17 protein-coding genes, 3 tRNA genes and 1 pseudogene are annotated in these 20,409 nt (G+C 70.3%); 15 read left to right on the forward strand and 6 right to left on the reverse strand.

The window, feature by feature from the left end; all coding sequences use genetic code 11:
- Positions 1–84: 84 nt before the first annotated feature.
- The 4 genes from serA to cimA all read left to right on the forward strand — a co-directional run bounded on the left by serA (position 85) and on the right by cimA (position 6,572).
- Complete coding sequence (gene serA, locus EV190_RS06530; RefSeq protein WP_133740556.1) at positions 85–1,671, forward strand: phosphoglycerate dehydrogenase; 1,587 nt, start codon at positions 85–87, stop codon at positions 1,669–1,671.
- A 635-nt stretch (positions 1,672–2,306) separates the two neighbouring features.
- Entirely contained in the window at positions 2,307–3,371 is a 1,065-nt protein-coding gene (locus EV190_RS06535; RefSeq protein WP_133740557.1) for a 3-isopropylmalate dehydrogenase, read from the forward strand.
- Between the two features lie 202 nt (positions 3,372–3,573).
- Positions 3,574–4,692 (forward strand): branched-chain amino acid aminotransferase, encoded by a 1,119-nt coding sequence (locus EV190_RS06540; protein WP_133740558.1) that lies wholly within the window; start codon positions 3,574–3,576, stop codon positions 4,690–4,692.
- Positions 4,693–4,988: 296 nt separating this feature from the next.
- On the forward strand, positions 4,989–6,572 hold the full coding sequence (cimA, locus tag EV190_RS06545) for a citramalate synthase (RefSeq protein WP_133740559.1): 1,584 nt from the start codon (positions 4,989–4,991) through the stop codon (positions 6,570–6,572).
- A gap of 40 nt (positions 6,573–6,612) precedes the next feature.
- Here the strand turns inward: cimA and EV190_RS06550 are convergent, their stop codons facing one another.
- The gene (locus tag EV190_RS06550; protein ID WP_243742403.1) at positions 6,613–7,023 is read right to left on the reverse strand and encodes a Rieske (2Fe-2S) protein; all 411 of its coding nucleotides are present in this window, start codon (positions 7,021–7,023) and stop codon (positions 6,613–6,615) included.
- 256 nt (positions 7,024–7,279) lie between these two features.
- Positions 7,280–8,005 (reverse strand): DUF3152 domain-containing protein, encoded by a 726-nt coding sequence (locus tag EV190_RS06555; protein ID WP_243742404.1) that lies wholly within the window; start codon positions 8,003–8,005, stop codon positions 7,280–7,282.
- Between the two features lie 341 nt (positions 8,006–8,346).
- Between EV190_RS06555 and EV190_RS23960 the strand changes: the two are divergent.
- Positions 8,347–8,619: pseudogene (locus EV190_RS23960) on the forward strand (IS5/IS1182 family transposase); the annotation flags it as partial.
- An 8-nt stretch (positions 8,620–8,627) separates the two neighbouring features.
- Here EV190_RS23960 and EV190_RS24410 read toward each other — a convergent pair.
- The gene (locus tag EV190_RS24410; RefSeq protein ID WP_133740562.1) at positions 8,628–9,131 is read right to left on the reverse strand and encodes a MerR family transcriptional regulator; all 504 of its coding nucleotides are present in this window, start codon (positions 9,129–9,131) and stop codon (positions 8,628–8,630) included.
- A 148-nt stretch (positions 9,132–9,279) separates the two neighbouring features.
- On the opposite strand from EV190_RS24410, the gene EV190_RS06575 reads away from it, so the two are divergent.
- Entirely contained in the window at positions 9,280–9,615 is a 336-nt protein-coding gene (locus tag EV190_RS06575; RefSeq protein ID WP_133740563.1) for an EthD domain-containing protein, read from the forward strand.
- Positions 9,616–10,198: 583 nt separating this feature from the next.
- On the opposite strand, the gene EV190_RS06580 is transcribed toward EV190_RS06575, so the two are convergent.
- A complete protein-coding gene (locus EV190_RS06580; protein ID WP_133740564.1) occupies positions 10,199–10,552 on the reverse strand; it encodes an antibiotic biosynthesis monooxygenase family protein in 354 nt (117 codons plus the stop codon).
- A gap of 173 nt (positions 10,553–10,725) precedes the next feature.
- Entirely contained in the window at positions 10,726–12,465 is a 1,740-nt protein-coding gene (locus tag EV190_RS06585; RefSeq protein WP_133740565.1) for a glycoside hydrolase family 6 protein, read from the reverse strand.
- A 509-nt stretch (positions 12,466–12,974) separates the two neighbouring features.
- On the opposite strand from EV190_RS06585, the gene EV190_RS06590 reads away from it, so the two are divergent.
- The 6 genes from EV190_RS06590 to EV190_RS06615 all read left to right on the forward strand — a co-directional run bounded on the left by EV190_RS06590 (position 12,975) and on the right by EV190_RS06615 (position 17,166).
- Positions 12,975–13,772, forward strand: a complete 798-nt coding sequence (locus tag EV190_RS06590; RefSeq protein WP_133740566.1) for a fumarylacetoacetate hydrolase family protein — start codon at positions 12,975–12,977, stop codon at positions 13,770–13,772.
- 206 nt (positions 13,773–13,978) lie between these two features.
- On the forward strand, positions 13,979–15,358 hold the full coding sequence (gene gltX, locus EV190_RS06595) for a glutamate--tRNA ligase (protein WP_243742422.1): 1,380 nt from the start codon (positions 13,979–13,981) through the stop codon (positions 15,356–15,358).
- A 138-nt stretch (positions 15,359–15,496) separates the two neighbouring features.
- Positions 15,497–15,568 (forward strand) — tRNA-Gln (locus tag EV190_RS06600).
- A 63-nt stretch (positions 15,569–15,631) separates the two neighbouring features.
- Positions 15,632–15,704 (forward strand) — tRNA-Glu (locus EV190_RS06605).
- A 127-nt stretch (positions 15,705–15,831) separates the two neighbouring features.
- Positions 15,832–15,907, forward strand: a tRNA-Glu gene (locus EV190_RS06610).
- 125 nt (positions 15,908–16,032) lie between these two features.
- Entirely contained in the window at positions 16,033–17,166 is a 1,134-nt protein-coding gene (locus EV190_RS06615) for a PQQ-dependent sugar dehydrogenase (protein WP_133740568.1), read from the forward strand.
- Positions 17,167–17,218: 52 nt separating this feature from the next.
- On the opposite strand, the gene EV190_RS06620 is transcribed toward EV190_RS06615, so the two are convergent.
- Entirely contained in the window at positions 17,219–17,920 is a 702-nt protein-coding gene (locus EV190_RS06620) for an IclR family transcriptional regulator (protein WP_133740743.1), read from the reverse strand.
- 200 nt (positions 17,921–18,120) lie between these two features.
- Here EV190_RS06620 and leuC point away from each other — a divergent pair, with 200 nt between their 5' ends.
- From leuC to EV190_RS24550, 3 genes are read left to right on the forward strand one after another with little or no spacing between them, the layout of a single operon-like run.
- Complete coding sequence (gene leuC / locus EV190_RS06625) at positions 18,121–19,518, forward strand: 3-isopropylmalate dehydratase large subunit (protein WP_133740569.1); 1,398 nt, start codon at positions 18,121–18,123, stop codon at positions 19,516–19,518.
- A gap of 18 nt (positions 19,519–19,536) precedes the next feature.
- On the forward strand, positions 19,537–20,127 hold the full coding sequence (gene leuD, locus EV190_RS06630) for a 3-isopropylmalate dehydratase small subunit (protein ID WP_133740570.1): 591 nt from the start codon (positions 19,537–19,539) through the stop codon (positions 20,125–20,127).
- Positions 20,106–20,375, forward strand: a complete 270-nt coding sequence (locus tag EV190_RS24550) for an SCO5555 family protein (RefSeq protein WP_133740571.1) — start codon at positions 20,106–20,108, stop codon at positions 20,373–20,375. Before leuD ends, EV190_RS24550 begins: the two co-directional genes overlap by 22 nt.
- Positions 20,376–20,409: the final 34 nt, after the last annotated feature.

Genomic DNA, 20,409 nt, shown 5'->3' on the forward strand with positions numbered 1-20,409 from the left:
CGCCTGGCTGGAGCCGACGCCGCCAACGTCACGGCTGCGGCGCCGTCGCAGCCGAACACACGCACTCCCCATAAGGAACTCGCTGTGCCCAAGCCAGTCGTCCTGGTCGCGGAAGAACTCTCGCCCGCTGGAATCGCGCTGCTGGAGGAGGACTTCGAAGTCCGCTCCGTCAACGGCGCCGACCGCTCACAGCTCCTCCCCGCGCTCGCCGGAGTCGACGCCCTGATCGTGCGCAGCGCCACCAAGGTGGACTCCGAGGCCCTGGCCGCCGGGTCCGCCCTGAAGGTCGTGGCGCGCGCGGGTGTGGGGCTGGACAACGTGGACGTCGAGGCCGCGACCAAGGCGGGCGTACTCGTCGTCAACGCGCCCACCTCCAACATCATCAGCGCGGCCGAGCAGGCCATCAACCTGCTGCTGGCCTCGGCCCGCAACACCGCGCCCGCCCACGCGGCCCTGGTCAACGGGGAGTGGAAGCGCTCCAAGTACACCGGTGTCGAGCTGTACGACAAGACCGTCGGCATCGTGGGCCTGGGCCGCATCGGCGTGCTCGTGGCCCAGCGGCTGGAGGCCTTCGGCACCAACCTGATCGCCTACGACCCCTTCGTGCAGCCCGCCCGCGCGGCACAGCTGGGCGTCGAGGTCGTCACCCTGGACGAGCTGCTGGAGCGCAGCGACTTCATCACCGTGCACCTGCCCAAGACCGCCGACACGATCGGCCTGATCGGCGAGGAGGCCCTGGGCAAGGTCAAGCCGGGCGTCCGCGTCATCAACGCCGCGCGCGGCGGGATCGTGGACGAGACCGCGCTCTACAACGCGATCAAGGCCGGCCGGGTCGCGGGCGCGGGCATCGACGTGTTCGCCAAGGAGCCGTGCACGGACAGCCCGCTGTTCGAGCTGGAGAGCGTCGTGGTGGCCCCGCACCTGGGCGCCAGCACGCACGAGGCGCAGGAGAAGGCGGGCACCCAGGTCGCCCGTTCGGTCAAGCTCGCGCTGTCGGGCGAGTTCGTGCCCGACGCGGTGAACATCCAGGGCAAGGGCGTGGCCGAGGACATCAAGCCCGGCCTGCCGCTCACCGAGAAGATCGGCCGCATCCTCACCGCGCTGGCCGACGGCGCGGTCACCCGCGTCGAGGTCGAGGTGCGCGGCGAGATCGTCGCCCACGACGTCAAGATCATCGAGCTGGCCGCGCTCAAGGGCGTCTTCGGCGACGTCGTCGAGGAGGCCGTGACCTACGTGAACGCTCCGCTGGTGGCCAAGGAGCGCGGCATCGAGGTCAGCCTGACGACGCAGGAGGAGAGCCCGGACTGGCGCAACCTCATCACGGTGCGCGGCATCCTCGCCGACGGCCGGCGGGTGTCGGTGTCGGGCACCCTGACGGGGCCGCGCCAGCTGGAGAAGATCGTCGAGATCAACGGCTACACCATGGAGATCGCGCCCAGCGAGCACATGGCGTTCTTCTTCTACGACGACCGCCCCGGCGTGGTCGGCGTGGTCGGCCAGCTCCTCGGCAAGGCGTCGATCAACATCGCGGGCATGCAGGTCAGCCGGGACGAGGAGGGCGGTTCGGCGCTCATCGCGCTGACCGTCGACTCCGCCATCCCCGACGAGACCCTCGCCACCATCTCCGCCGAGATCGGCGCGGACATCAGCCGGGTCGACCTGGACGACTAGGGGCGTCCCCAGGACGCTCCCGGGCGGGCGGGCGCCCGTCCGGAATGGGGCCCGCACGGCGAAACGCGCCGTGCGGGCCCCACCCGTTTCCGGGGCGGTGTGGCCATTTAGTTGGTCCTCCGATATTCTGCCTTCCTAGGAGATGGTGCTCGGTGACGAAGCCGGGACAGCCACGCGCACCGCGCCGCCGCCCGGACCCGGGTGTGAGCGGTGGTCCTCCCGGTCAGGCGATCCCACCGGGGACGGCGCGTTCCCTCCGGACCCGCACCTCCGTGCAGAGCCGTTCACCCCTGCCCCGCGCGGGGGCGGCTCGGGATCGCGAATCGAGGACCGACATGTACGAGACCACCTCCCCTTCGGACGGCGACGAGGCCACCCGCGCGCTGCAGACCGCGCTGGACCGCCGCGACAACGGGGGACCGGCGGGCCGCTGAGCGCCGGGGATTCCGGGGAAAACCCAGGCAGCCTCCGCGAACGCTCACCCGCTTCGATAGGCTTGTCTCATTCCCGTCGCCTCACGTCTCAGAGAGTGAGACGCGAGGTCTGCGGGGCTCCAGCGTCCGGGCAGGTTCCGGAGGCCGGAGCGCGCGCCTGGGACCCCCGAGACACCATCGAACCAAAAGGCAAGGCTCTTTATGTCCGCTCGTACCGTGAAGTTGGCCGTCATCCCCGGTGACGGCATCGGGCCCGAGGTCGTCGCGGAGGGGCTCAAGGTCCTCTCCGCGGTCGCGCCCCGGCACGGGGTCACCTTCGACACCACCGAGTACGAGCTCGGCGCCAAGCGGTGGCACGCCACCGGCGAGACCCTCCCCGACTCGGTGGAGGAGGAGCTGCGCGGCCACGAGGCCATCCTCCTCGGCGCGGTCGGCGACCCCACGGTGCCCAGCGGCGTCCTGGAGCGCGGTCTGCTGCTGCGCCTGCGCTTCAGCTTCGCGCACTACGTCAACCTGCGCCCGGTCCGGCTCTACCCGGGGGTGACCACCCCGCTGGCCGGTGTCGCGCCCGAGGACATCGACATGCTGGTCGTGCGCGAGGGCACCGAGGGCCCCTACGCCGGCATGGGCGGGGTGCTGCGCAAGGGGACCCCCGGCGAGATCGCCACCCAGGACAGCGTCAACACCCGCTTCGGCGTCGAGCGCGTCGTCCGGTATGCCTTCGCCAAGGCCGCCGAGCGCCCCCGCGGGAAGCTCACCCTGGTCCACAAGGACAACGTCCTGACCTTCGCGGGCGAGCTCTGGCAGCGCGTGGTGCGCGAGGTGGGCGCAGGGTATCCGCAGGTCGAGGTCGACTACCTGCACGTGGACGCGGCCACCATGTTCTTCGTGACCAACCCCGGACGCTTCGACGTCGTCGTCACCGACAACCTCTTCGGCGACATCATCACCGACCTCGGCGCCGCCGTCGCGGGCGGCATCGGACTGGCCGCCAGCGGGAACATCAACCCCGAGGCCGACTCCCCCAGCATGTTCGAGCCCGTCCACGGCTCCGCCCCCGACATCGCGGGCCAGGGCAAGGCCGACCCCACCGCGACCATCCTGTCCGTGGCTCTCATGCTGGACCACCTCGGCCTCGCGGCCGCGGCCGGGCAGGTCGAGGCCGCCGTCGCCGAGGACCTCAAGGCCCGGGCCAAGGACTCGACCGCGCGTTCCACCAGCGCGGTCGGCGATGACATCGCCCGGCGAGTAGCGGAGCAGGGCTAGACGGGAAAGACCTCCCCGGCCCTGCTGTCTCCACGGCGCGGCCGGGCACCAGCACACCTTGATGCGACGGGCGCGCCCCACGGCGCGCCCGTCGTCGTGTCCGCCGCGATGGCGGCTCTGGCCCCGGGTGCGTCGCTTCCGTCAGACTAGATCCCGGAACGGCAGCGCTGCCGTTCCGATGTACCGAGAGGACCCACAGCAAATGAGCAACGACACCACCACAAGCGGGTTGACGTTCGACATCCAGGTCTCCCCCCGGCGGAGGACCCCGCAGGAGCGGGAGGCGATCCTGGAGAGCCCCGGGTTCGGCAAAGTGTTCACCGACCACATGGTCACCATCCGCTACAGCGAGGAGAAGGGCTGGTACGACGCCCGCCTCGAGCCCTACGGGCCGCTCTCGCTCGACCCGGCGACCTCGGTCCTGCACTACGCGCAGGAGATTTTCGAGGGCCTGAAGGCGTACCGGCACCCCGACGGCTCCATCGCGGCCTTCCGCCCCGAGGCCAACGCCGCGCGCTTCAACCGCAGCGCCGTGCGCATGGCGATGCCGGAGCTGCCCGAGGACCTGTTCATCGGCGCGATCGAGACCCTGCTGGCGCACGAGGCCGACTGGGTCCCCGTCAAGCCCGACATGAGCCTCTACCTGCGTCCCTTCATGATCTCCACCGACGTGGGCATGGGCGTCAACAGGCCGTCCGGCACCTACCTGTTCGTCCTCATCGCCTCCCCCTCCGAGGCGTACTTCGCCAGCGGGGTCAAGCCGGTCACGGTCTGGCTGAGCGAGGACTACACCCGCGCAGTGCGCGGCGGCACCGGCGAGGCCAAGTTCGGCGGCAACTACGCGGCCAGCTTCCTGGCCCAGGCGCAAGCCGTGGAGAAGGGCTGCGACCAGGTCGTCTGGCTCGACGCGGTCGAGCACCGCTGGGTCGAGGAGATGGGCGGGATGAACCTGTTCTTCGTGTTCGGCTCCGGCGCGGACGCCCGCCTGCTCACCCCCGAGCTGACCGGCACGCTGCTGCCGGGCGTCACCCGCGACTCGCTGCTGAAGCTGGCCCCCGAACTCGGCATCCCCGTCGAGGAGGGCCGAATCTCCACCGACCAGTGGCGCGAGGCGGCGGTCGGCGGCGAGCTCACCGAGGTGTTCGCGTGCGGCACCGCGGCCGTCATCACCCCGGTCTCGCACGTCAAGAGCACCCGGGGCGGGTTCCAGATCGGCGACGGGCAGCCCGGCCCGGTCACCATGCGCCTGCGCGAGGAGCTGGTGGCCCTCCAGTACGGCACCCGCCCGGACAACCACGGCTGGGTCCGCACGTTCGGCTGACCGGGCCCCGCCCCGAGCGCGGGAACGGCCTCCGCGGCCTTCGCGGGGGCCGTTCCCGTTCCGGGACCGCCCCCGAGCGCCACGTGGGGCACCGGAGGCGGGGGAGCCCCGGTGCGATCCGGGGGAGGCGTGTGGCACACTTGTTCCCGTGTCGCCTCAGGCCATCATTATCGTGAGGCGCGCCGGCTGAAAACGGACCCCGCCGGCGCGCTGACCTCTCGTGTCCACGAGGGGTCTTTTTTGTTGGCATCGGAGGGTCGGCCACCAGGTGACATCCACTTCCGGGAGTTCCCCAAATGCTGGACGACAGTTTCCACGTATTCGACACGACGCTGCGCGACGGCGCGCAGCGCGAGGGCGTCAACCTCACCGTCGCCGACAAACTGGCGATCGCGAAGCTGCTCGACGAGTTCGGCGTGGGCTTCATCGAGGGGGGATGGCCGGGGGCCAACCCGAAGGACACGGAGTTCTTTCAGCGGGCTCGAACAGAGCTCTCGCTGAAACACGCGCAGCTCACCGCGTTCGGCGCGACCCGCCGGGCCGGTGTGCGGGCCGCCGACGACCCTCAGGTGGCCGCCCTGCGCGACTCCGGCGCGCCGGTCGTCACCCTTGTCGCCAAGAGCGACGACCGGCACGTCGAACTGGCACTGCGCACCACCCTCGACGAGAACCTCGCGATGGTCGCGGACACCGTGTCCTACCTGCGCGAGCAGGGGCAGCGCGTCTTCCTGGACTGCGAGCACTTCTTCGACGGCTATCGCCACAACCCGGAGTACGCGCTCAGCGTGGTGCGCACCGCCGTCGAGGCGGGCGTGTCCGTGGTCGTGCTGTGCGACACCAACGGCGGGATGCTGCCCGCCGACGTCACCCGGATCGTCACCGAGGTCCGCGAGGCGACCGGGGCGCGCCTGGGCATCCACGCCCAGGACGACAGCGGCTGCGCGGTGGCCAACACGCTGGCCGCCGTCGACGCCGGCGCCACGCACGTGCAGTGCACCGCCAACGGCTACGGCGAGAGGGTCGGCAACGCCAACCTGTTCTCCGTGGCCGCCGCCCTGGTGCTCAAGCACGGCCGCGAGGTGCTGCCCGAGGGCTGCCTGCGCGAGATGACCAGGGTCTCCCAGGCCGTCGCCGAGATCGTGAACATCGCACCGGCCACCCACCAGCCGTACGTCGGCGTCTCCGCGTTCGCGCACAAGGCCGGGCTGCACGCCTCGGCGATCAAGGTGGACCCCGACCTCTACCAGCACCTCGACCCGGAGCTGGTGGGCAACGACATGCGCATGCTGGTCTCGGACATGGCGGGGCGCGCCTCGGTCGAGCTCAAGTCCCGGGAGCTCGGTGTGGAGCTGGCCGGGGACCGCGAGACGCTGGGCCGGGTCGTGGACCGGGTCAAGGCGCTGGAGCTGGCCGGGTACAGCTTCGAGGCGGCGGACGCCTCCCTGGAGCTGCTGCTGCGCGAGGAGGCGGGCCAACCGGTGCGCTACTTCGAGGTGGAGTCGTGGCGCGCGATCTCCGAGCGGCGCCCTGACGGGGCCAACGTCAGCGAGGCCACCGTGAAACTGCACGTCAAGGGCGAGCGGGTGATCGCCACCGGTGAGGGCAACGGCCCCGTCAACGCGCTGGACCGGGCGCTGCGCTCGGCGCTGGAGGGCGTCTACTCGGCGCTGGCCACCATGGAGCTGTCCGACTACAAGGTGCGCATCCTCGAGGGGACCTCGGGCACCGACGCCGTCACCCGGGTCCTGATCGGCTCCACCGACGGCAGGGGCGAGTGGACCACCGTCGGCGTCGGCGAGAACGTCATCGACGCCTCCTGGATCGCGCTGGAGCAGGCCATCACCTACGGCCTGATGCGCCAGGGCTACCCGCAGGGCTGACCGGGCGCGTGCCGGGCCCGCGGGCCCGGCACGCGCCCGGTCAGGCCAGGGTGATCCCGTCGTCCCCGACGCTGACCGCGATCTCGGGCAGCGGCTCCGTGGCGGGTCCGGCGACGACGGACCCGTCGGCGATGTCGAACCGGGCCCCGTGGCAGGGGCAGTTGATCGTGCCGTCGCTGACGTCGGCGACCGTGCAGCCCTGGTGCGTGCAGGTCGAGGAGAACGCCATGATCGTTCCGGCCTCGGGCTGGGTGACGACCACCGATCCGTCCGGGAACACGGTTCCGCCTCCCACCGGGATCTCGTCGATCCGGGCGAAGGGCTCGCCGCCGCCCTCGGGAGTGCCGCTGCCCGCCGGATCGGACGGTGCGGGGGAGGACGGTTCCGGGGTCTCCTCCGGAGCGCCTCCGCAGGCCGCGAGCACCCCTGTCAGGAGGGTTCCCCCGGCCACCGCGAGCACGCCTCTTCGAGAGGTGCAAACGGCTCCATCGCAGTGCTGGCTGTTTGCCATCGACGTGTTCCTGTCGTCTCGGTCCGATCGAGCGGGACTGAAACGGTAGAAGAGGCGTACTAGAGAACCATTGGATTCCGGATAGAGGACTCTTACCGGTTCTCCCGGTGATCTTGACCTTTCCGGGGTCTCAGAGGTGCTTGAGACCCCGGAAAGGTCAAGATCACCGGGAGAACCACCACGAACCGGAGCCTTCCTAGGGGTGCGGCCAGCCGTTCTTCTCGCAGCCCTCGAGGCCGAAGGTCTGCTGCTGCATGACGGGGGCCTGCTCGCCGGCGCCGGGGCAGCCCACGTGGCCGTGGCCGAGGGCGTGGCCGACCTCGTGGTTGATCACGTAGGTCCGGTAGGTCTCCAGGTCGTCGTCGAAGTGCGGAACCCCGGAGACCCAGCGGTTCTGGTTGATCATCGCGCGGCCCTCGGCGAAGCAGGAGACGTAGCCGCCGGTCCGCAGGGGCGCGCACCTGTCGTCAACGGTCGCGGGGGAGGCGAGGGTGACCCGGAAGTCCACCGGACCCTCGTCCACCCGCTGCAGGGACATGGCGCCGTCGTGGCTCCAGCTCCTGGGGTCGCCCAGGATCGTCTCGACCGCCGCGGCGAAGTCCTCCGCCTCGCCGGGCAGGCCCTTCTCGACCTCCACGGTGTAGCGCTTGAGCGGGCCTTCACCCGCGGGTTCGCTCTCGCCCTCGACCACCCGCAGGTCGCCGCTGCCGCTGGACACCTCCTCCACCACGGACCGCAGGAGCGGAGGGGGTGGAGAGGGTGCCGCCGACGAGGACGGCACGGCGGGCTCGCGCTGCGGGTCGAGGGACGTCGCGGGGATCGCCGAGTCCGGAGCGGACCCGTCCGGTGTCAGGACACCGGTCGACACGGCTCCCAGGCCGGTGGCGCCGAGGGCCAGTCCCAGCAGCGCCACCCACGGCACCCGACGCCGCCGATGCCGACCGGTTCGTCGCGGTCGTCGTGTCTTCGGCGAGGACGTGGACAAGCGGCGACCTTTCTCGCGGGCGGTGGAATCGTTCTATTATCGCAGATCAGGCAAGTCCGTATTACGAAAGGGGCACGGTTCTGGCGCCTCCTTCGCCCTGCGCCGACGGGGTGGCCCGCCTCGGATCGGTCCTGGGCCCGGACGTGCTGGACGACCTCGAAGCCCCAGAGCTCGCTTCCGGTCGCGGCGGGGCCGCCGTCCCCGTTGTGCCCGTGCCCGGTACATGCCAAAGCCTCTGAAAACCCGGTACGGAACACAACTGCGAAACCGCCCTGGTCAAGACCCGCGCTCTGCTCAACGTACGCGGAATCCGCGGCCGCATTGCGCACAGAAGCGGAAAGGCGCCGATCCAGACCAGCCGGCGGTGGCAAGCCGAACGCGTCCACGCATGGCGGAACGCCTTCTGTCGGCTCGCCCGCTGCTACGAGCGGTGCGCCACCGTGGTCGACGCGTTCTTCGACCTCGCCGAGATGATCATAACCGTGCGTAGCCTGATCCGCCAAGCATGGACGACTCGCCGCTGGGGAGTACGCCCGAACCGTCGGCCATGACCGCACGCCTACCCTGCGGACTTTCGCAGACCCAAATCCGGCGGATCGCTGAAGATGTCAGCCAGGGAAGCCTTCTGGGCGCGATCTGCATTGGAGCGTCCCGCTGGAGGCGAATCAGAAAGTTGATTCGTCCCGTCCGAAGTCGAGGAACCCGTTACGTTCGCCAGGAATTTCTGGTTGACCTCGATGAGGTGGTCAAGTGCTTCCCTGGCGGCGGCCAGACTGTCAATCGTGGATGAAAGGCGGGTCCGCTCCTCATTCATCGCCGTCGATGCCTGCCGGGCCCTGTCCATGTCGGGATGCGTCATGCAGGGGACCAACTGGGCGATGGTCCTACTGGACATCCCGGCGGCCAGGAAGACCCGGATCAGCGCCACCCGCTGGACGTGCCCGTCGTCGTAGCGCCGCTGGCCGCTGGGGGACCTTGTGCTGGCCAGCAGACCCTGCTGCTCGTAGTAGCGCAGCGAACGACGGCTCGCTCCCGTCCGGGCGGACAGTTCACCGATCCGCATCTCAACCTCTCGTGTGCATTGGGTCACAGCGACTTGCCCTTGACGTCGATGTGAGCGTTTAGGTTAAACCCAATGGCCCGCGACCCGCTTCCAGGGCGTCAGGTCGCTGGCCTCCCGCGTCCACGAGAGCACGAAAGTGGAGAAGTCATTGATCAAGTTCGCCTTCATGGTCAACCGTGTCGATGGAATGGCCTTCGAGGAATTCGTTGAGCACCACCGAAACCGCCACGCCCCGTTGTTCGCCTCCATCCCGGAAGCGCGGCAGTATGTGAAGAGGTACGCCGTCTCTCATCCGGTTTCGGCTGAAGGGTACCCTGGTTCGGCCTACGACGGTCTCACCGAGATCTGGTTTGAAAGCTGGGCGGACCACGACGCTTTCTTTGCTTCCAAGAATTACAAAGAGCTGGTGAACCCGGACGAGGGCAAGTTCATCGATATGAATTCGGTGGCAGTAATGGTCACCGAAGAAAGGGTTGTGATCTAGGGAAGCCCCGGCGCGGGGGTGGTCGGGGCTCTGTCGGGTCGGGGTCCGCTCGGGGTCTGTGACGGCGGGCGGGGCCGGAGGTCCGCGCGTGCCCGCCAGGTGTCCGTGACGCGGCGGTTCGCGGGCCGGCCCTGCCCCGATCCGGAATGATCACGGGCTTTCTGCCCGTTTCGGGGCCGGGAAGGGCAGAAAGCCCACGACCGTCAACGGAACCCTCACGCGACGGACATCATGGGCGCGGCCCCGGCTCCCGCCCGCCGTCGCCGCTCGCCGTGACCTCGCGATCCGCGTGGCGTGAGGCCGAAAGACCCACCCGAAGCACCGGCACGCGAACCACCCCCGCGCCGGAACCTCCATAGTCCTTTGGCTTTTGAGTCAGGACAGGGGGGAACGACGAATCGGAAGCGTCCTTGAAGCGGCTCTCCTGGGCTTGTCGCGATAGGAGTTCGGCGCCCCGGCAGAAGCGGTGGCGCGCGCATCGAGCGCGAAGGGCTGTCCACGGCCACGGCGCCCCGTCTCCTCATCGAGGCCCGCAAGCCCCGCTGACCTATCCGGGAGGCGGGGTGCGGGCGTCCGCCTCGGATCAGTCCTGGGCCCGGACGTGCTGGACGACCTCGAAGCCCCAGAGTTCGCTTCCGGTCGCGGCGGGGCCCTCGTTCCCGTGGCCGTGGCCGTGCCCGGTACGCCCGGCGTCCTCGGAGGCCTGGGCGTGTCCCTGCTGGAAGGAGCGGCTCCGCAGCCAGCCCTGGAAGTCCTGCTCGGAGCGCCAGCGCGTGTAGACCAGGTACTTGTCGGTTCCCTCGACCGGCCGGAGCAGCTGGAACTCCTCGAAACCGGGCTGGTTCTCCACCAGGCCCGCGCGCCTGGAGAAGCGCTCCTCCAGGGTCGCCCCGGTGCCGGCGGGTACGGTCAGGACGTTGAACTTCACGACACTCATGAGACGCCTCTCAGTGATCACGGGTCGGGTTACCGGCCCAACCTAGACCATGCGCCCGCGGTCGCGCGGCCACCGGGCCGCGAACGGCGCCGGACAGGGCGGCGCCCGCCCACCTCGGTGGTGGACGGGCGCCGGTTTCCTGTGTTTTCTCCCGTCAGCGGCAGGTCAGGGGCCTACAGCGGGGGGTAGGCGTTCTCCATCAGCTCCTGGAACTGGGCGGAGAACCAGTGGCCGGAGACCGGCGCGTCGGGCAGGGCACCGCTCATGTTGTCGCCGTTGCGGGCGTTGCCCTCGTAGGTCGGGTCGCACATCCGGTCGAAGCCCTTGCCCTCGGGGTTCTCGATGAACTCGCTGGAGCCGTCGGACTCGCCCGGGGGCTTCATCCAGACGTAGGCGTCGATGCCGGGCTCGGGAGCCGCGGTGGGACGCTCGCCCAGACCCGCGCCGGACTGGTTGCACCAGTTGCCCAGGTGGATGCGGCGGTCGTAGCGGCCGCCGTCGACGTAGGCGTTGACGTCGCTCGTCGAGCCGGGGCCGTCAGGCCGGTCGGGGCCGCCCCAGCCGTTGCGGGAGGTGTCGATCAGCATGCCGATGCCAGGATCGAAGCCCGTGGAGACGAGCTCCTCGCGCAGCGCCTGGGAGAAGGACAGCTCGTCGGTGTACCGGTTCCAGTCGACCCAGTCGGACTGGCGCACCATCTGGCCGTTGATGGTCTGGTCGATGGTGAAGTGGTCTTCCTGCAGGGCCGAGTAGTTGGCCGTGTTGGCGATGAAGCCGTGCACGTCGTCGGGGGTGGCGCCAGCGGCGTTGGCGGCCTCGTAGAACTTGTCCGCCGAAGCCCCGAAGTTGTCGTCCCAGCCGATCCAGCCGTGGTGGCCGGCGTCGATGTAGTTGTAGACGTTGGGGATGTCGCCCAGCGTGGCCAGCGCGTAGCCGACGCCCTCGACGTAGTTGCCGTTGGCGAGCATCTCGTCGCACTCGGGGGTGGCGGTCGGGCGGCTGCCGACGTTGGTGACCAGGTTCGGCAGCGAGTCGATCTCGATGGTCGTCACGATCCGCAGGTCCGAGTACGCCGGGTCGCTCATGATCTCGGCGATCGGGTCGATGTACTCGTTCTTGTAGCGGTCGATCTCGTCGGGGCCGAGCTCGCCGTTGGAGGCCAGCGCGGCGCAGTCGCGGCCGGGCAGGTTGTAGATGACGATCTGGATCACCATCTCGCCGCCGTCGGCCTGCTCGACGGCCTCGTCGAGGTGGTCGCGCAGACCGTAGCTGCCGGTGGTGGGGCTGCCGTTGCCCTCGATCGCGCTGATCTGGTCCAGCCAGACGCCGGTCGGCTGGTCGGCGACGCGGTCGCCGCCCGGCTCGGCGGCGGCGTTGGCCGACCAGATCGGGTTCACGTACACGTCGGCGCCCACATACGGGTTGTCGACGCGTTCACCCGGATCCGGGTCGGGGTCGGGGTCGGTCCCCGGGTCGGTCGAGCCGTCGCAGACGACGCCGTTCAGCGTGAAGGTGTCAGGGGCGGGGTTGCTCCCGGAGTAGGAGCCGTTGAAGCCGAACGTGACGGTGCCGTTCGTGCTCAGGGAGGCGTTGTGGGAGACGTTGCCTACGGTGACGTCCTGGCCGGACTGGCTGAGGGAGCCGTTCCACAGGTTCGTCACCTGCTGGTTGCCCGAGAAGCTCCACTCCAGGTCCCAGCCGTTGAGCGGGTCGCCCAGGTTGGTGACGGAGACGTTGGCGGTGAAGCCCGAACCCCAGTCGTTGACCTGGTAGTCGACCGCGCAACCAGCGGCCGCGGCGGCGGGGGAGGATGTCGCGGCCACCAGCGAGGCGCCGAGCGCCAGGGTGGATGCGGCCGCGAGACCGCTCCGCGCCCACGAGCGTCTGCCCGTGGAACGGGGTAGTTCTCTCATCTCGATGTCTTCCTTACCTGGAGGGTGTTCAGCCGAAGAGGGCAGTCAGTGGAACCGGGCGCCGGAGCGCGCGGTTCGGGGGCCTGCTGTGGACTCACGGATGGACGTCGCCGCCCTGGAGGGGCGCGGGGGTCGCGGGGCACGGCTTCCTCCGGTGAAGGTCGGACGGGAAGGGGAAGAGGTGCATGGGAGCGCTCCCATGAACAGGGCGCGAGCGTTCTGTGCAGTTGTCCGCCGAGGTGCGAAGTTCAACAGTGACTTCGTTCACGATCCTGTGTGACCGAGATCACGGGAGCGCTCCCAGAAAGGGTAACTATTTTGATGGTGGATGTAAACAGTCCGTTAACTGGGCTTATACGCGCGGACCGGCCGAAGGGGTGCTTCGCGCGCCCTCCCCGGTGCGCCGGGTGGTCGGCGCACCGGGGAGGGCGCGCGGAACCGGCCGCCCGGCCGCCGGGATCGATAGCCTGTGCTGGAACAACGGCACATGACCCAGAGGTAGGACCCCCGTGCGCATCGCGAGATTCTCTGCCGGCGACGAGGTCGGCTTCGGCCTGATCGACTCCGACGACGAGGGGAACCGGTTCGTCTCCCGGTTGAGCGGCCACCCGCTGCTCGGGCAGATCCAGCTCACCGGAGAGCGCGCCAGGCTGGAGGACGTGCGCCTGCTGTCCCCGGTGCTGCCCAGCAAGGTCGTGTGCATCGGCAAGAACTACGCCGACCACGTCGCGGAGATGCGGCACATCACCGGTGAGGGCACGGCGGAGCCGGTCGTCTTCCTCAAGCCCTCGACCTCCGTCGCCGGTCCGGACGACCCGGTGTTCTACCCGGCGCTCTCCTCGCGGGTGGACTTCGAGGGCGAACTCGCCGTGGTCATCGGGCGGGTCTGCCGCGAGGTCCCCGTCGAGCGCGCCAAGGACGTCGTCTTCGGCTACACCGTCGGCAACGACGTGACCGCGCGGGACCTCCAGCAGACCGACAAGCAGTGGACGCGGGCCAAGGGGTTCGACTCCTTCTGCCCCCTCGGCCCGTGGATCGAGACCGGCCTGAGCCTGGAGGAGGCCGCGGACCTGCGCGTCACCACCACCGTGGACGGCGAGGTCCGCCAGGACGGCAGCACCGCGCAGATGATCCGCGGGATACCCGAGGTCATCGCCTACGTGAGTTCGTTCATGACGCTGCTGCCCGGCGACGTCATCCTCACCGGGACCCCGGCGGGGGTCGGACCGGTCGAGGTCGGCCAGAGCATGACCGTCTCCATCGAGCGGATCGGCGACCTGACCAACCGCGTGGTGACACGCGACTGACCTGGTGGCCTCCCCGGCGATCGTGACCTTTCCGGGGGCTCGGAAGCAGCTGAGGCCCCGGAAAGGTCACGATCGCCGGGGAAGGGGCGCGCGAGGGGGTCCGTGCCGCCTGACGCGGGGAAACGCCCGGCGCGCGCACCCCCCGATAGGCTGAGCCCGTGACTGAGAACGCAATCCGCACCCGCTTCGCTCCCTCGCCGACAGGGATGTTCCACGTCGGCGGCGCGCGCTCGGCGCTGTTCAACTGGGCCCTCGCCCGGCAGCAGCCCGAAGGCACGTTCGTCCTGCGCATCGAGGACACCGACGCCGCGCGCAACAGGCCGGAGTGGACCGAGGGCATCCTGCGCGCCCTGTCCGCGCTGGGGATCAACGAGGAGGACCCGCACTTCGAGGGGCCGTACTTCCAGTCCCAGATGGCCGACAACCACCGGGAGCTGTGCGAGCGGCTGTTCAAGGAGGGCAGGGCCTACTACGAGGAGGCCCGCGGGGTCGAAGCCGACGACGCCCCCAGCGGGGCGCGCTACGACCGGCGGCACCGCGACGCGGGCCTGGAGTGGGCGCCGGGGCGGGCGCTGCGGTTCCGCTCCCCCGACGAGGGCGTGACGCTGGTCCGCGACAGGATCCGCGGCGACGTGGAGTTCCCCAACTCCGCGATCGAGGACTTCGTGATCGCCCGCGGCGACGGCTCCCCGCTGTTCGTGCTCGCCAACGTCGCCGACGACATCAGCCAGGGCATCACGCACGTGGTGCGCGGCGAGGAGCACCTGTCCAACACCCCCAAGCAGCAGCTGATCTGGGAGGCGCTGGGGCACACCCCGCCGGTGTGGGCGCACCTCCCGGTGATCGTGAACGAGAAGCGGCAGAAGCTGTCCAAGCGCCGCGACAAGGTCTCGCTGGAGATGTACCTCGAGGAGGGCTACCTGCCCGAGGCGATGGTCAACTACCTGATGCTGCTCGGCTGGGCGCCCGGGGACAACCGCGAGATCATGCCGTTCGCCGAGATGGAGCCGCTCTTCAGGCTGGAGGACGTGAACAGCGCGAGCGCCTTCTTCGACGAGAAGAAGCTGCGCGCGTTCAACGGCGAGTACATCCGCGCGCTCGGCGTATCCGAGTTCGTCGAGCGCTGCGCGCCATGGCTGGGCCCGGGCAAGGCTCCGTGGCCCGCGGCGGACTTCGACGCCGCCGTCTTCGAGGCGGTCGCCCCACTCGCGCAGAGCCGCATCGCGGTGCTCGGCGAGATCGTGCCCAACGTGGACTTCCTCTTCCTGGACAAGCCCGTCGAGGACGAGCAGAGCTGGAACAAGGCCATGAAGCCGGGCGTGGGCGAGGAGATGCTCACGGCCGCTCTGGAGCGCTTCGCCGACCAGGGCCTGGCGTGGGAGGCCGCGGAGCTCAAGACCGCGCTGGAGGAGGCCGGCGCGGGGCTGGGGCTCAAGCTGGGCAAGGCCCAGGCGCCGGTCCGGGTCGCGGTGACCGGCCGCACGGTGGGCCTGCCGCTGTTCGAGTCGCTGGAGCTGCTCGGCCGCGGGCGCGTCCAGGAGCGGCTGCGCGCCGCCCTGGCCAGGCTCGCCGCCGCGGGAGCCTGAGCCGGACGGAGGGCGGGACCGCGCGCCCCGCCCTCCGGCTCGCGCGCCTATCCGTTCGCGAGCACTCAGGATGTCCGCTAAAGTTGTGCCTGCGCCGAGGGGAACGGGGCTCACAAGGAACCGATCCCCGATGAGCACTGGGGTATGGTGTAATCGGCAGCACGACTGATTCTGGTTCAGTTAGTCTAGGTTCGAGTCCTGGTACCCCAGCATCGAGTCCTTCGAGGACTCGCCAAGGGCCGGTTTCCGGTCCGGCTGCTTCAGCAGTCCAAGGCCCCCGTCGTCTAGCGGCCTAGGACGCCGCCCTCTCAAGGCGGTAACGCCGGTTCAAATCCGGTCGGGGGTACTCACGGAGAAGACGCTTCCACCTCGGTGGAGGCTTTTTTCTGGGAAGCGGGAGATGAGATCCCGATTCGAAGGCAGGACAGAGCGTCCACCGGCTTCCGGTAGAGTGAGTCCTGAGCAGTTCCGAGGCCCCCGTCGTCTAGCGGCCTAGGACGCCGCCCTCTCAAGGCGGTAACGCCGGTTCAAATCCGGTCGGGGGTACCACCAGCGCTCCGCCTCACCAGAGGCGGGGCGTTCTTTGCTTTCCGGGGCCGGTGCCGGAGTGTGAGCGGAGCCCGGAGCGGGCACCCGTTGACTCGACAAGAGGCGTCGAGGCGCGGGGGAGCGGCATGGGTGTGCGGACGGGGGCGGCGACCGTGGCGCTGCTGCTGGCGGCGGGCTGCTCGGGTGTTCCGGAGCAGGCGGGCGCCCCGGCGAGCCCGCCGGCCGGGCAGACCTCCGAGGCCACCGGAGGCGCGGAGGAGCGGGACCGCCTGATCCCGCCGGGGGAGCCGGTCGACGTGGCGGCGGGGCTGCGCGTCCCGTGGGACGTCGCCTTCCTGCCCGACGGCGCGGCGCTGGTCTCCGAGCGGGACTCCGGACGCGTCGTCCGGGTCGCCCCGGACGGTGCGACCACGGAGGCCGGGACCGTCGGCGGGGTGGTCGCGGAGGGGGAGGGCGGCCTGCTCGGGCTGGCGGTCTCCCCGTCGTACGCCGAGGACTCGGCCGTCTACGCCTACTTCACCGCCGCCGAGGACAACCGGATCGTCCGAATGGCCTACGACCCCGCGGACGGCCTCAGCGGGGCGGAGGTGATCGTGGACGGACTGCCCAAGGCGGGCAACCACAACGGCGGGCGGATCGCGTTCGGCCCCGACGGGATGCTGTACGCGGGGACCGGTGACGCGGGGCGGGAGGAGCTCGCCCAGGACACCGGCTCCCCGGCGGGCAAGATCCTGCGGATGACCCCCGACGGCGAACCCGCCGAGGGGAACCCGTTCGGCAACCTGGTCTACAGCTACGGGCACCGCAACGTGCAGGGGCTGGCCTGGGACGAGGACGGCCGGATGTTCGGTGTGGAGTTCGGCCAGGACGCCTTCGACGAGGTCAACGTGATCGAGCCGGGCGGCAACTACGGCTGGCCGGAGGTCGAGGGGGTCGGCGGGTCGGACGAGTACGTCGACCCGGTGGTCACCTGGACCACCGACGAGGCCTCCCCCAGCGGTGCGGCCGTCGCGGGCGGCTCCCTGTGGGTGGCCGCGCTGCGCGGTGAGCGCCTGTGGCGGATCCCCCTGACCGGCGCGGACGACGGCCCGGTCTACGAGCCCGAGGCCCTCTTCGTCGGAGAGTACGGCCGCCTGCGCGCCGTCGCGGCCGAGCCGGGCGGCGACGCCGTGTGGGTCGGCACCAGCAACCACGACGGCCGCGGCGCCCCCGCCGGTGACGACGACCGCCTGCTGCGCGTCCCCCTCGACCCCCGCTGATCGTGACCTTTCCGGGGTCCCGGGGGCGGTTGGGACCCCGGAAAGGTCACGATCAGCGGGAGACCACCGAGGACTGCGCCTCGTGGTTGCGCAGGGCCTCGCTGATCTTGTCGGCGGCGGCCATCACCGCGGGGGCGTGCAGGCGGCCAGGGGAGCGGGTGAGGCGTTCGAGGGGACCGGAGACCGAGACCGCGGCGATGACGCGGCCGCCCGCGCCCGCGATGGGGGCCGAGACCGAGGCCACGCCCTGTTCGCGCTCACCGACGCTCTGGGCCCACCTGCGGCGGCGCACCTGGGACAGGGTCGCGGCGGTGAAGTGCGCGCCGCGCAGCGCGCGGCGGACGCGCTCGGAGTCCTCCCAGGCCACGAGGACCTGGGCGGCCGAGCCCGCGTTCATCGGAAGCTCGCTGCCGACCGGGACGGTGTCGCGCAGGCCGCTGGTGCGCTCGGCGGCGGCCACGCAGACCCGCACGTCGCCCTGGCGGCGGTAGAGCTGGGCGCTCTCGCCGGTGAGGTCCCGCAGCTGCGTGAGGACCGGGTTGGCGATGGCCAGCAGCCGGTCCTCGCCGGTGGCGATGGACAACTCGCCGAGCCGGGGACCGAGCACGAAGCGCCCCTGGCTGTCCCGGGAGACCATGCGGTGCCGTTCCAGCGCGACGGCGAGCCGGTGCGCGGTGGGACGGGCCAGGCCGGTGATCTGCACCAGCTGGGCCAGCGAGGCGGGCCCCGACTCCAGTGCGTCGAGCACCGTCATTGTCTTGTCCAGCACACCTACGCCACTGGATGGGCTAGAGTTGTCCATGGCTTGATATTGCCGTCTCGCTATTTGGAATGCAAATCCGCCCGCACGGGCGGGTGGCGCGCGGGACCTCTCCGCGCCGGCCCCGGAACGGGCGGCGCGCGATGGCGAGAAGCTTGGCGACAACACCGTCGAGACGCGAGGAGGCGTCGCACATGGCCCGCACGATGGCCGAAAAGGTCTGGGAGGAGCACGTCGTCCGGCGTGCCGAAGGCGAACCGGACCTGCTCTACATCGACCTGCACCTGGTGCACGAGGTGACCAGCCCCCAGGCGTTCGAAGGGCTGCGCCTGGCCGGTCGGACGCTGCGCCGCCCGGACCTCACCATCGCCACCGAGGACCACAACGTCCCGACCGAGAACATCCTCCTGCCGATCGCCGACCCGGTGTCGCGCACCCAGATCGAGACCCTGCGCAAGAACGCCTCCGACTTCGGCGTGCGCCTGCACCCGATGGGCGACATCGACCAGGGCGTCGTCCACGTCATCGGCCCGCAGCTGGGGCTGACCCAGCCGGGCATGACCGTCGTCTGCGGCGACAGCCACACCAGCACGCACGGCGCGTTCGGAGCACTGGCCTTCGGTATCGGCACCAGCCAGGTCGAGCACGTCATGGCCACCCAGACGCTGCCCATGGCGCCCTTCAAGACGATGGCGGTCAACGTCACCGGCACGCTCAGGCCGGGGGTGACCTCCAAGGACATCATCCTGGCGGTGATCGCCAAGATCGGCACCGGCGGCGGCCAGGGCTACGTCATCGAGTACCGGGGCGAGGCCATCCGGTCGCTGTCGATGGAAGCCCGCATGACCGTGTGCAACATGTCGATCGAGGCGGGCGCCCGCGCCGGGATGATCGCGCCCGACCAGACCACCTTCGACTACCTCGAGGGCCGTCCGCACGCTCCGAAGGGCGAGCTGTGGGACCGGGCCGTCGAGCACTGGAAGAGCCTGGCCACCGACGAGGGAGCCGAGTTCGACCACGAGGTGTTCCTGGACGCCGACGAGCTGAGCCCGTTCGTGACCTGGGGGACCAACCCCGGCCAGGGCGCCCCGCTGGACTCCGCGGTCCCGGACCCGGCCTCCTTCGAGGACGACACCGACCGCGCCGCCGCCGAGAAGGCGCTGGCCTACATGGACCTGGCCCCCGGCACTCCGCTGCGCGAGGTCAGGGTGGACACCGTCTTCGTCGGTTCCTGCACCAACGGCCGGATCGAGGACCTGCGCGCCGCCGCCGAGGTCATCAGGGGCCGCAGGGTCGCCGAGGGCGTGCGCATGATGATCGTGCCTGGCTCCATGCGGGTCAAGGAGCAGGCCGCCGCGGAGGGCCTGGACCAGGTCTTCCGTGAGGCCGGGGCCGAGTGGCGCGAGGCGGGCTGCTCGATGTGCCTGGGCATGAACCCCGACACCCTCAAGCCCGGCGAGCGCAGCGCCTCCACCTCCAACCGCAACTTCGAGGGCAGGCAGGGCAAGGGCGGCCGCACGCACCTGGTCTCGCCGCTGGTCGCCGCGGCCACCGCGGTGCGCGGCACGCTGTCCTCGCCCGCCGACCTGTAGTCAGTTAGGAACGCCGACATGGAGAAGTTCACCGTCCACACCGGCCGCGCCGTGCCGCTGCGCTACAGCAACGTGGACACCGACCAGATCATCCCCGCCGTCTACCTCAAGCGGGTCAGCCGCGACGGCTTCGAGGACGGCCTGTTCGCCGCCTGGCGCGCCAACGACCCCGGGTTCGTGCTGAACAGGCCCGAGTACAAGGAGGGCACCGTCCTGATCGCCGGGCCCGACTTCGGCACCGGCTCCTCCCGCGAGCACGCGGTGTGGGCCCTGCAGAACTACGGGTTCAAGGCGGTCCTGGCCCCCCGCTTCGCCGACATCTTCCGGGGCAACTCGCTCAAGGGCGGCCTGCTGACCGTCGTGCTGCCCCAGCAGGTCATCGAGCGGCTGTGGGAGATGGTGGAGGCCGACCCCGCCACCGAGGTCACGGTCGACCTGGAGGCGCGCGAGGTGCGGGCCGGGGGGATCACGGAGCCGTTCGAGCTGGACGACTACACCCGTTGGCGGCTCATGGAGGGCCTCGACGACATCGGCCTGACACTGCGGCACACCGACGCCATCACCGAGTTCGAGAAGCACCGCAAGCCGTGGCTGCCGGTCACCCAGTAGAGGCCGGGAACCCCGACGAGGAGCCGGAATCCGGCCGCGATCAGGAATTTTACCTGGACTTGGCACGGCGTCTCCGGGACGCCCACCGCCGGGCCAACGCGCTTCCTGATCCTGTCCGCATTCCGGCGATTCGTAGGCTTTTGACGGTCACAGAAGGGGTCAAAAGGGATCCGGTCCGGGCGTCGGGACGGCTGGACCGCATGCTCGCGGAGCTCCCAGAACAGGCGGAAGACCCCTCGACACGCTGATTTTCCAGGCGTTTGTATTTGTGTAAGCCCCCTG

This window comes from Actinorugispora endophytica (assembly GCF_004363075.1).
GTDB lineage: Bacteria > Actinomycetota > Actinomycetes > Streptosporangiales > Streptosporangiaceae > Actinorugispora > Actinorugispora endophytica.